The 12,181-nt window shown below is 41.7% G+C and carries 10 protein-coding genes; all 10 read right to left on the reverse strand.

The annotated features are described in order from the left end of the window. Positions 1-142 precede the first annotated feature (142 nt). On the reverse strand, positions 143-2,395 hold the full coding sequence (gene pflB / locus DXB73_RS01665) for a formate C-acetyltransferase (protein WP_118507000.1): 2,253 nt from the start codon (positions 2,393-2,395) through the stop codon (positions 143-145). Between the two features lie 172 nt (positions 2,396-2,567). Then, the gene (locus DXB73_RS01670; RefSeq protein ID WP_118689934.1) at positions 2,568-4,331 is read right to left on the reverse strand and encodes a C-GCAxxG-C-C family (seleno)protein; all 1,764 of its coding nucleotides are present in this window, start codon (positions 4,329-4,331) and stop codon (positions 2,568-2,570) included. 270 nt (positions 4,332-4,601) lie between these two features. Continuing rightward, positions 4,602-7,007 (reverse strand): CotH kinase family protein, encoded by a 2,406-nt coding sequence (locus DXB73_RS01675; RefSeq protein ID WP_182448171.1) that lies wholly within the window; start codon positions 7,005-7,007, stop codon positions 4,602-4,604. 211 nt (positions 7,008-7,218) lie between these two features. Beyond that, the gene (locus DXB73_RS01680; RefSeq protein WP_118689936.1) at positions 7,219-7,845 is read right to left on the reverse strand and encodes a lactate utilization protein; all 627 of its coding nucleotides are present in this window, start codon (positions 7,843-7,845) and stop codon (positions 7,219-7,221) included. A 111-nt stretch (positions 7,846-7,956) separates the two neighbouring features. Further along, positions 7,957-8,457 carry a SpoVA/SpoVAEb family sporulation membrane protein gene (locus DXB73_RS01685; RefSeq protein ID WP_022025579.1) on the reverse strand — a complete coding sequence of 167 codons (501 nt, stop codon included), beginning with the start codon at positions 8,455-8,457 and terminating at the stop codon, positions 7,957-7,959. A 681-nt stretch (positions 8,458-9,138) separates the two neighbouring features. Beyond that, the gene (locus DXB73_RS01695) at positions 9,139-9,540 is read right to left on the reverse strand and encodes a stage V sporulation protein AB (RefSeq protein ID WP_022024619.1); all 402 of its coding nucleotides are present in this window, start codon (positions 9,538-9,540) and stop codon (positions 9,139-9,141) included. Beyond that, the gene (locus tag DXB73_RS01700; protein WP_118689938.1) at positions 9,537-10,160 is read right to left on the reverse strand and encodes a stage V sporulation protein AA; all 624 of its coding nucleotides are present in this window, start codon (positions 10,158-10,160) and stop codon (positions 9,537-9,539) included. Before DXB73_RS01700 ends, DXB73_RS01695 begins: the two co-directional genes overlap by 4 nt. 312 nt (positions 10,161-10,472) lie before the next feature. Further along, positions 10,473-11,261, reverse strand: coding sequence for a SigB/SigF/SigG family RNA polymerase sigma factor (locus DXB73_RS01705; protein WP_347474508.1), 789 nt, complete (start codon positions 11,259-11,261; stop codon positions 10,473-10,475). Further along, positions 11,258-11,692 carry an anti-sigma F factor gene (spoIIAB, locus tag DXB73_RS01710; protein ID WP_022024616.1) on the reverse strand — a complete coding sequence of 145 codons (435 nt, stop codon included), beginning with the start codon at positions 11,690-11,692 and terminating at the stop codon, positions 11,258-11,260. The genes DXB73_RS01705 and spoIIAB overlap by 4 nt, the downstream gene beginning before the upstream one ends. 147 nt (positions 11,693-11,839) lie before the next feature. Beyond that, positions 11,840-12,178 (reverse strand): anti-sigma factor antagonist, encoded by a 339-nt coding sequence (locus tag DXB73_RS01715; protein WP_022024615.1) that lies wholly within the window; start codon positions 12,176-12,178, stop codon positions 11,840-11,842. Positions 12,179-12,181: the final 3 nt, after the last annotated feature.

A 12,181-nucleotide genomic window follows, 5' to 3' on the forward strand; every position in this document is an offset into this window, starting at 1 on the left:
AGCAGCCCTTTATAGAAAAGACTGCCCCATATTTCTTTGGTTTATACAGATCATACATGCCGAAAACATTCTCAAAGATGAATATTCAATCGCATATGCCGTCGCATTCTCAAGTCATTTTGAAAATGTGCTTCGCTGCAACTTACAGAGACTCATGACATGTTCTGGCAATTACATCGAGCTGCTGCTCTCTTGTCAAGTCGATAAACTTAACTGCATAACCGGACACGCGGATCGTGAAGTTTGCATACTCTTCTTTCTCCGGATGCTCCATAGCGTCGATCAGCTTCTCTTTGCCAAACACATTGACATTCAGATGATGTGCACCCTGATCGAAGTATCCATCCATAACCTGAACAAGATTCTTTATACGCTCATCCGGATTGTGTCCCAATGCATCCGGGTTGATCGTCTGCGTATTAGAAATACCATCCAATGCTTCCTCATATGGCAATTTTGCTACAGAGTTCAAGGATGCCAGCAAACCATTCTGCTCAGCACCGTATGCAGGGTTAGCACCTGGTGAAAGTGGCTCTCCTGCTTTTCTTCCATCCGGAAGGGAACCGGTTGCCTTACCATATACAACGTTAGAAGTAATCGTAAGGATTGATGTGGTAGGCTCAGAGTCACGGTAAGTGTGGCAGTTACGAAGCTTTCTCATGAACTCACGAAGCAGCCATACTGCGATCTCGTCTGCACGCTCATCATCGTTACCATATCTAGGGAAATCCCCATCGATCTCATAATCTACGGCTAATCCATCCTCATCACGGATCACTTTTACCTTAGCATACTTGATAGCTGACAGAGAATCTACAACGTGTGAGAAACCTGCAATACCGGTAGCAAATGTTCTTCTTACATCGGTATCGATAAGTGCCATCTGAGATGCCTCGTAGTAATATTTATCATGCATATAATGGATCATGTTCAATGTCTCTACATAAGTCTGTGCGAGCCATGTCATCATCTCATCATATTTTTCCATAACTTCATCGTAATCAAGATACTCGGATGTGATCGGACGATACTTCGGTCCAACCTGCTCCTTGGTCTTCTCATCAACACCACCGTTGATCGCATAAAGCAAGCACTTAGCAAGGTTTGCTCTAGCACCGAAGAACTGGATCTCTTTACCTGTCTCTGTTGCAGATACACAGCAGCATACAGAATAATCATCGCCCCATACCGGACGCATAACATCATCATTCTCGTACTGTACGGAACTTGTTGCAATAGAAATATGAGCTGCATATTTCTTGAATGCTTCCGGCAAGTTAGAGGAATACAATACTGTTAAGTTAGGCTCTGGAGAAGGTCCCATGTTCTCTAACGTATGCAGGAAACGGAAACATGTCTTCGTAACCTGAGAACGTCCATCCATACCAATACCAGCTACATCTACAGTAGCCCATACAGGATCTCCGGAGAACAACTGGTTATAAGACTCAATACGAGCGAACTTAACCATACGGAATTTCATCGTAATATGATCTACTAATTCCTGTGCCTCTTTCTCTGTCAATACACCGTTTGCCATATCTCTCTCAATATAAATATCCAAGAAAGTAGATACACGACCTACGGACATTGCTGCACCGTTCTGTGTCTTGATCGCTGCAAGATATGCAAAATATAACCACTGAAATGCTTCTTTTGCATTCTTAGCCGGTCTTGAAATATCAAAACCATAAATCTCACCAAGAGCTTTCATATCTTTTAAGCATTTGATCTGCTCAGCCAGCTCTTCGCGGATACGATAATCTTTACTACGCATTGCACGACGCTCTGTACCGGCAAAATCTTTCTGCTTCTCTTCAATCAGGTAATCCATACCGTAAAGAGCAACACGACGATAATCGCCAACGATACGTCCACGACCATACGTATCCGGAAGACCCGTTAAGATCTTGTTATGACGCATACGCTTCATCTCCGGTGTATATACCTCAAAGACAGCGTCACTGTGCGTTTTATGATATTTTGTAAAGATCTCATGCAGTTTCGGGCTTGGCTCATAACCATACATCTGACAGGACTGCTCTGCCATACGAATACCACCATAAGGCATGAACGCACGTTTCAGCGGCTTATCTGTCTGCAAACCAACAACTTGCTCTAAATCCTTAAACTCATCGCTGATATATCCGGGACCATATGCTGTAATACTTGAAACAACCTCTGTCTCCATATCAAGAACGCCGCCCTTTGCACGCTCCTCTTTCTGGAGTTTCTGGAGCTCGCCCCATAATTTATCTGTTGCATCTGTTGGTCCCTCTAAGAAAGACTCATCACCATCATATGGTTTGTAATTGTTTTGGATGAAGTCGCGTACATCAATGCCCTCTTTCCAAAGTCTTCCTTCAAAACCTTCCCATTCCTTAAAGTCTGCCATATTGACCTCCTTCTTATTGTGCCATTTGTCTCACTTGCATTCTTTCAAACATACTTTATTCATGTATATGAAGATGCGAAGTATTTATTTATCCGCAAGTTATACTAACATGAATCATCGTTTATTACAAGCTGGAAATTGATACCTTTTATCAACAATACAACATTTCTTTTTACAAAGAATTTATGCTCTGTCGATCTTTTTGAAGCAGTTCAAAAAAGTCTTCCACCGGCATAGGCTTTGCATAATAATATCCCTGCACATTATCGCAGCCAATTTTTCTTAATAATTCAACTTGCTCTTCCGTTTCAACGCCCTCTGCCAGCAGCTCCAGTCCCAACTTGTCTGCCATCGCCACAACATATTCTAAGATCAACCGACCCTTTTCGGAAACCATCATATTTTCCATAAATTTCTTGTCTAATTTGATGACATCAAATGGTGTCTCTAATAAAATATTTAAGGAAGAATAACCACTTCCAAAGTCATCCATTAACAACTTATATCCCTGATGTTTGAGTAACTCTGCCATATTGCTGATCTGCTCATCCCCAATGGTTTCTGTAATCTCTAACTCCAGCTGTTCTTTCGGAATACCTGCCTCATGAATAGTCTGCGCCAGATAATCCATAAAAACAGTGTCTGTCAAATGCAGTCTGGACACATTCACAGAAACCGGGCAATTTTTAATACCAGCTTGTTCGCACCGCTTCAAAAAATTGCATGCCTCTTTCCAAATATAGTAATCCACTTTCTTGATATAGCCATTTTCCTCAATGACCGGAATGAACTCATTCGGATAGATCATACCGCGATCCGGATGCTGCCAACGGACCAACGCCTCTGCCCCGACAATATGATTCTGTACTATACTATATTTCGGCTGCAAATACATCTGAAACTGTTTTTCATCAATTGCAGAAGGAAGACTTTCCTCAATAAAATTGCGGATATACAACATTTCCTTAAATTCTTCCTGATAATAAAGAACATTGTTCATCATATTACCTTTTGCCTTTTTGCGCGCCATTGCGGCTCGATCTTCAATCTGACGCAGATCCATCTTGCGATCATTTACAATGTATACACCAATGGAATATGTCAATTTAATATTTTTGAACATTTTGCAACGTGTCTGAATCTGACGGATCAACTCATCTAACTCACTCTCATGTTGAAACTCGCTCAGCACAACAAACACATCGCTTCGTAAATTGAGATAATACTGTGTTTCATTGCATATTTCTGCAAGATTGTCTTTGATAAACTGCAATATCTGATCACCCATCCGCTCTCCATAAATATCATTAATGATCTTAAAGCGACTGATATCAAATTGAATACATGCAATACTTTTGGAGGAATGGAGGATCAGATCGCGTACATGCGATTCAAAATGCTGGATCTTTTGAGCACGTTTCACCAAATATGTTATTTTCTCTATCTCCTGTTCGTCACAGGACGGTTCTGCCGGTTTCCCTGCTAACATATCCGGATACGCCTGCAGCATATCTTCCAAAATCTCAATACTGGTCTGTATAGCCTGCGTACATTTCTTCTTGATCATTCCCTCACGTCGGATCGACGCCATCCCCTCTGCAGTACTAATATTATTTTCCAATATATCTGCACAATTAAATTTGCCTTCCATCCGCTCCTGAAAACGATCAACAAACTCCTCCGCGATCTTAGTTCCAAAAATTTCCCGTTCTCTATCTTTTGTATCTGAAAACCCATAGGCCAGCCCCAATACAGCAAGTGCCGCCGTAACACAACCACACACACTTCCCGTATACATTCCCGCTGCAAAACATGCCATCGTGCGATATGCCGTTTCCTGATCCATACCATAATCCGAAGCATACGTGGCAAAAATCGCCTGTGCGCAATGATAATGCTGTTTGAGCTTTGTATAAACCTTTTCCTCGTGGCTCATAGTTCCTCCCTCCTTGCCGTTTTCCGTCCAACTTCTTACCTATAATCTATCATAACAGGTCTAATGCAAAACTGCAAACAAAAAAGCAAAGCCAGCGCTTTGCTTTGCAAGAATTGCTAAAGCAATTCTTGGCGATGATGTCACGCTACACAACAGCAATTTCCTATCCCACAAAAAAGTCGCCATGGTGTGTCCGATTTTGTGGACACACTATGGCGACTTTTTTATTTCACGCTATTCTGTCATACATAATAGCATAGAGCACTCATCCTATTTTATTTTAATACTCTTTTTCTTCGTTTTGTATCCTTTTTTATGGACAGTAACTTTAATCTTCGTTCCTTTCGTTAATTTCTTTGATAACTTAAATGAAACTACTCCTTTTGCCGAAGTTTTCTTAGTTATCTTCTTAACTTTCTTCTTGCCTTTCACAATAATCTTCTTGGAAACAACAATCGTTACTTGTGCCTTGCCAACTGTACTTACACGGATCACTTTTGTCTTTTTCTTAGCTTTAACACTAAGCTTTTTGATCTTCTTTGTCTTGGCAGTTTTTTTCGTCTGTCCAGGATTTGGTACAGGCTTTTTCGTCGGACTCACCGTAGGTGCCGGTGTCGGTTTCGACGAAGGTGATGCACTCGGTTTTACACTCGGTTCGGTTGAAGGTGTCACAGACGGAGACGGCGATGGTATAACGATCACCTCTTCGTCCTTACCGGTCTTATAAAAGTTATCAATCCATGTGTTCATCTGTGCAATGCCATTTGGACGCTGCTCCACAAAAGATTTCAAGCTGTTGTAACCTGCATATCCGTTTGTTGTATCATTACTCCAATTGTAACGGGTATAATACTGTGCAAACAATGGCTCGTATGTATTTTTAAACTGTGTCAATACTGTGGTTGCTTTGGAAGATTCAAAGTTTTTCTTAGAAAGATCCAATAATTCCTGCTTATATGCATTCCGGAATTTTTCATTCGACATTAACATAATGAAACATTGAATGCTCGGATTCATTGCCTCTTTCAAGTTCTGTCCCAGCAGTCCACGATCATTGTAATAATTTCCTTCGGCGTCTACATTCGTATTGTAATTGTCATCGCGGATCGTATTTGCGTATGCCTCTCCTGATCCACCACATCCGCCAAAATCCAGGTCATATAAACAAAAACGGAATCTTCCATCAGCGTATGCATTATTAGGATCCACGGTTGTTGTGCGCCACATTGACCAATTCTTGCCCGGCCAGTCCCATTTATTGTTGATCCATACCTGCGCAGCAAAATAATCCATCACTGACTGCGGATCTACCAGCTTACAAAACGCCTCATAATCCGCATCATTCTTTAGGTTCTTATGCTCTGCAAAAAAGTTCATAAGATCACGATAGAAATAGTTTACATCCGTCTCTCCATCCGGAAGTGTCCCTTCATCCAATTTGTAACCATATTCCTCATCTGCATCTGCATCAGAAGCTTTATAAACAACGACGGAATCTTTGTTTACACCATGTGTCTCTTCAAAATAGCTGTCATCAAAATCCTGCTGTAAAATATACAATCCCCAATATTCACCATCGATGTAAACAACACATGCTCTGGAACCTTGCGTCTCGCAATCCAGATCTGACAACATACTCTGCCAATAGGCATCATTGTATTTTGTACCTGCAAACGCATAATTTCCACCATTGCGAAGCACTAACTTTTTGTGCTTTGTGATCGTCTTTCCGCTATCATCTTTGGCATTCTCAAAGAATGGATATTTAAAGTTTTTCTTGCCATAATCCGCACGTGCATACAAGCGCAATCCTTTCATCAGATCCGAACGGGAATAATTTCCCTGAATACGGATACCGCAATCCTGCTGCAACTGACAGTCAAGCGTTGTTCCATCCGTTTCGAAATAATCAATATGAGCATTACGCTCCCAATCCTTACCCTTTTGATTATAATTCGCCGGCAAACGTCTCGCCTGATCGTTCATCGTGTCTGTGGTGGCTTTTGGATTCTCCTCCAAATACTTTGCCACTGCCTCATCAAAGATCTTGCCTTTTACATAGATTCCTTTTTCATAATCGAAAAGATCTTCGTAATTCATTGAAATTGACATCACAGATAGCGGGATTCCAGCTGCCTGCGCACTCTTCTGAGCGTTTTTAATATGCATTGCCACAGTACCGACGAAATATGTATTCGTCTCGACAGTTCCAAAATTGCCATTCGCATCTACCGCCACTGCTTTGACAACCGTTCCCTTATCAACGTCAGCGTCAGCCGGTGCTTTCTGTGTTGTCGTGTACGACTTTGTCCTCTTCTTCCATCTTACATTGGCATTGTCAAATAACAATGGATCTACAGCGGATACGTAATTAGCTTCCTTACTCCGATCCTTGATCGCAATACCATCTGTGTACTCTGCTCTTGTACTGCTGGTCTTTGGATCACTGCCATCCAATGTGTAATAGATTGTCTTAGCTCCTTCACTGGTCAATGTCAACGTAAATGCCTCTGCGTAAATGCCACTTCCGGCGGACATACTGACTGTGATCGGCTGCTGCTCCTCCTCAGCTGCCAACGCAGTCTGGCTCCAGCCATACGCTGCAGGTGCCGCAAAAGCAATCGTCAACCCAAGTGCCGCTGCCAATATCGGCGTCATCATGTTTCGTGTCCTCATTCTCATTACTCCTTTCTACCGATCAGCTCTCCTCTTATCGGTAATCCTATGTCTAACATGCGCAAGTGAACAAGCTCCCTTACGCCGTGAATTTGTGATATATTCAGTATAAAATGAAAAAGAGAGTACGCCTACACTCTCTTTTTCATATAAATTACCACATATTTTTTTCATTTATTTCAGAAATACTTCGGCATTGTCACCTGACAGATCAATAACCGAGTACATCATTCACAAGAATTACATGGATCCTATCTGCATGATGCGAATATCTGGTAATCAAAAACTGACAGCAGATCGTATCCGGAGACTTGCAATCGGCACATTTACCAGTCAAGCGACAAGGAGTCTTGATGTCAAATCGCTGCGCATTGGATGGAGCTGCAACATTTCTGGCACGTTTCATCGCCTCATCAAGATCAGAACATACCTTATTCATTCCCACAATAAATATTACCTTGTGAGGTCCCTGTGCAATGCAGGAAACTCGATTCGAGTTACCGTCTATATTTACAATAATTCCATCATTTGTCATCGCATTTGCGCTGGACAAAAATACATCTGCATCGTATGCCGCCAGAAGACTTTCGCGCGGTTCCATCTTAGCACGATCTATGTAGTGATAATTTCCTTCATTTAATGCTTGGATAAGACCGATCTCATTGGCGCTCTGACAACCACCCATAGCTACGGTACTGCCCTCACCAATAATATCTAATGCCTGTTTTAATGCCTCTTCCTTGTCTTTTGCATAATACCCTGTCATGTTTCTTGACTCGAGACCTTTGATCACAGTCTGCGCCAATACGGCATTTCTTTTTCTCACATTCTCGTTCATAATAAACCTCTTTTCTGCACACATTTATCGATATAACAAACCTTGTGTCCGGTGTACCGGGACACAAGGGAGCGGTTTGTTATTCATTATAACACATTTTGCTAATTATAGTTACATCATCTTCCACAGCCAATAGATCACGCCAAGTACCCAGCTTGAAAATATTCCATACAAAATAACCGGTCCCGCAATCTTAAATATCTGGCAGCCTTTGCCAAACACTTCACCTTCCACGCCAAACTCCAAAGCCGGCGATGCTACAGAATTTGCAAATCCGGTGATCGGAACAATGCTTCCTGCACCGCCAAACTGTCCAAGCTTTTGATACACATTAAAGCCGGTAAGCAGTATGCTGATCAGTATCAAAGAAAGTGTTCCATATAAACCTGCCAGTTCTCTGTCATTCCCCATAGACTGATACCACTGTATCAATATTTCTCCCAGCAGACAAATCGAACCACCGACAAGAAAAGCCTTAATACAATTCCAAAAACAACTGTGTTTTGGTGTCATATTACTAACATATTCGTTATAAATTTCTTTCTGTTTATTCGCATCTTTCTCAGCCAATACCTCCTCAATCGAAGGATTTGCAGCTTTTTTCTGTTCCATCTTTTCCTCTCCTTCCAATCAAAATTTCCCATCAAATTTTCCACACCACCAACAACTACATATCCACATATTGCTTTATTATGCCGTAAAATATACATACCTAAAACTTCCCATACTCGAAGTTATTGCAAAACCACATATTGCTTATTATGTCAATAACTATATGACATTTTGCAGCCGCCAAAGAGCGATTTCTGCCATAAGAGAACTATAGTAATTGCCTTGCCGCACTTCGTTTTTACAGTGATTTCTAAATTTTGTTGTCTCTGATGGATGATTTACATGCCCTTCGGAGAACTCGAAGTCCCGGAAGCAAGGTATTCATCATTTTTGAAAGGGACTTTGCGCTCGTCGTTACTTATGTCTCGTATTTCAGAGACATTAAGTAACGTGACGTAGCGCATCGTAGCGAAAGCGTCCCGTCCAAAAATGGATGATACCTTGCTAAACCGGGACATCTCAGACAATCCTTCGGGCATGTATTCATCAGAGACTTAACAAAATAAGAAATCACGTAAAAACTTTGCGTTCTGCGGCAATTATCTTAGTTCTCTGATGACAGAACAATTAAATATATTGGCTGCAAAATAGTTTATTTATTACCGACATAATAAGCAATATGTGGTTGTGGAGGATTTGAGGTATGGGAAGTTTTGGTATATAACATTTTGCGAATGCCCTTTATAAACACATTTGGTATAGTGTTCCTAAGCATTTGCCTATCGCCATTGCGGTAATGATGATGGCAATGCCATGCTGCAATTTCGTACGGGTACATAGTATCGGAATAACCTTTAGCACCTCTGCCAATGCCATGGACAAGCAGCCGATATATACCCCGGAAAATAATCCTATGACCGCCAAAAATACAACGCCAAACGGAATATGCGGCTCATATATTAACAACAGATTTCCTGCTGTCCCGCCAAGCATGATTACCGTTTCCATCGGATATGTCCGTGAGGCTAACCCAAAGCGGTCTGTCATCCGTGGTATTACTCCCAGAATGGTGATCAGCGCAAAGACTCCACTGGCAACAGCTAATCCTGCTGCCAACCCAATAAAAGCTAATACTATTGTCACTGGATCTCACTTCCCTCCCTGGATGCATCCGCAACGATCGCCTTATTCATCTCCTCTTCATAATTGCGCATTTCAATATGAATTGGCGTCGGATCCTCTTTCACTTTTGAAGCGCTAAAATGATTATAAAAACCTAAGATCCCAATTGGAATTCCAATGCTATAAAACAGTTCTAACGCAGATGCTCCTTTTTTTTCATGTCCCATGACCAGCAGATAGATCTGATTAAACAGATCTCCAACACTAACATCAGTATCAAATGTCATAATCGTAAAAGCTGATCCAAAAAAGACAATGCATGTCAACACCAACAACTTTAAATATTCCAACGCTTTATTTTCCTGTTTGGGAATATGATACTCAACCACAACATCCGTCTCACCTACCAGAACAATTTGTGCTTCTCGGATTTCCCTGCGGATCAGTTCGATCAGCTTAAGTGACGAAATGACTTTCTTTTGGTTTTTATCGCCTTTTACCTGCAATGCTATGATCTTATTGATCTGCTTGGTTACTGCATAATCACTGCATTGAATCTGTGCAATATCACCGATCGTTACCTTTTTGTTCACAACCTGCACACTCTGATCTAATTTCATATAAATCGTATTATCTTTCAAATCAACCTCATTTCTGCACACTTTCCAAACATTTCATTATCCACAGGATTACTACAGTTCTCTGCCGGCAGAAATCGCTATGTTGCGGCTGTAAAATACTTAGTATCCCTTGATATAATAAGCAATATGTGACCCGCCGGCAGTTTCGGATGTGCGAAGTTTGAGCCCATGAAACATCTTACACTGATAATAATATTATGCAGTCATGCAGTAAGCTTAAATGTGCAAAGTGTGCGTTGTAATACTATTATCTTGCCCGCTTCCTCACGTTTTATGCACGTGTTTGCAAAACAACACCGATATGTATTTGCTTTATGCAAGTCCGGATTCTCCACGCAGTTTTAATAATATTTTTTTCTCTAAGCGACTTACCTGTACCTGACTAATGTGTAGCTTTTCTGCAACCTGACTTTGCGTCATATCATCAAAATAGCGATATTCGATCAATCGGCGTTCCCGCTCTTCCAAGCTTTCCAATAACTGTTTTACTAACATATGATCAAGCACTCGTTCTTTCTCGCTGTCATTAAGAACTCCTGTCATATCCTGTCCACTCACGAGACTGCCAATACGATTTCCGGGCATCTGTACGACCTGATCGATCAACTGCATTTCTTTGCCACTTTCCTGATAAAGCATCCGATCTATCGTTCCGACTTCGCGATTGGCTTCCAATGCCATAACGATTTCTTCACGCTCAAGTTCTGTTGCCGCAGCGATCTCATCTACCGTTGCACTACGTCCTAACTCATGATGCAGCCGTTCTCCTGCCTGATGGATCTTCCAGCCATTTTCCTTAAGAGTGCGGCTTACTTTGATCATGCCATCATCCCGCAAAAAACGCTTGATCTGCCCGGTGATCATTGGCACTGCGTACGTTGAAAATTTCACATCATAACTAAGATCAAAGTGATCAATTGCTTTGATCAGTCCAATGCAGCCGATCTGAAAAATATCATCCGCTTCATATCCTCTGCCATGAAATCTTTTCACAATATTCCAAACCAGACCGACATTTTGTTCTACTAATTGGTTCCTCGCAACACGATCTCCACTACGTGCCTTTTTCAGCAGTTCTAACGTGTCCATATTGCGATTCATTCCTCTGCCTGCGCCTTTCCAATTTCTTTACTCATAATAATGGTTGTCCCCTCCCCCAATTTTGAGATCACTTGCAGCTCATCCATGAATGCTTCCATAAAAGCAAAGCCCATTCCGGACCGTTCCCATTCCGGTTTCGTCGTATACAAAGGTTCCATCGCCTTTGGAATATCTTCGATACCAATGCCTTCATCGCGCACAGTAACTTCTATCTGTTTGCCGCAGATCCTGCAGACGATCGTAATCTCTCCCTCTCTTCCACCATAACCATGAATAATGCTGTTGGTTACCGCCTCCGATACTGCTGTTTTAATATCTGCCAGTTCTTCTAACGTTGGATCCAGCCTCGTCACATACGCTGCCACTACTGTCCGCGCAAATGCTTCATTTGCCGAATCGCTATCGATTGTTAATGTCATTTCCCGTTTCATGCCTTATCTTCCTCCTGTCCTGCACTCTATACCTTCTAATTACTGACTACCCCTGTCAATTTGTTACCTCTCTTTTTCATTCACCTTACTATAATTGATCCTCCTGTCTGACGCTTCCGTTCCTGCTGCATAACAACTTTTGCCCTCTCACAAATTTTCCACCGCCTCCTGCGGTGTGACATACTTCTCTACGATCTGATACAAACCGGACATTCGAAAGATCCGGTCAATATTCTTGCCAACACCTGTCACAGCTGTCTTACCTCCCAGAAACATAACCTTTTTATGCCTTCCCATGATCAATCCAATCCCTGAGCTATCCATAAAATCAACATCTGAAAAATCAAAAATAATATGTTTCACATTTCCTGCCTGGATCAGCTTGTCCGAGGTCGCCCGCAGATCGATCACCGCATGATGATCTAATTCCTTGGTAACATATACGATCAAACTTTGTCCTTGCAGCTCATAATGTACTTGTTCCATTAT

The organism is Clostridium sp. OM05-6BH (assembly GCF_003481635.1).
Classification (GTDB): Bacteria; Bacillota; Clostridia; order Lachnospirales; family Lachnospiraceae; genus Butyribacter.

What these genes read in the sequence shown, in the direction of transcription:
- DXB73_RS01675 (WP_182448171.1), bottom strand. Translation starts at nt 7,007, where the DNA reads ATGAGGACACGAAACATGATGACGCCGATATTGGCAGCGGCACTTGGG.
- spoIIAB (WP_022024616.1), bottom strand. Translation starts at nt 11,692, where the DNA reads ATGAAACGGGAAATGACATTAACAATCGATAGCGATTCGGCAAATGAA.
- DXB73_RS01705 (WP_347474508.1), bottom strand. Translation starts at nt 11,261, where the DNA reads ATGAATCGCAATATGGACACGTTAGAACTGCTGAAAAAGGCACGTAGT.
- DXB73_RS01715 (WP_022024615.1), bottom strand. Translation starts at nt 12,178, where the DNA reads ATGGAACAAGTACATTATGAGCTGCAAGGACAAAGTTTGATCGTATAT.
- pflB (WP_118507000.1), bottom strand. Translation starts at nt 2,395, where the DNA reads ATGGCAGACTTTAAGGAATGGGAAGGTTTTGAAGGAAGACTTTGGAAA.
- DXB73_RS01680 (WP_118689936.1), bottom strand. Translation starts at nt 7,845, where the DNA reads ATGAACGAGAATGTGAGAAAAAGAAATGCCGTATTGGCGCAGACTGTG.
- DXB73_RS01685 (WP_022025579.1), bottom strand. Translation starts at nt 8,457, where the DNA reads ATGGAACAGAAAAAAGCTGCAAATCCTTCGATTGAGGAGGTATTGGCT.
- DXB73_RS01670 (WP_118689934.1), bottom strand. Translation starts at nt 4,331, where the DNA reads ATGAGCCACGAGGAAAAGGTTTATACAAAGCTCAAACAGCATTATCAT.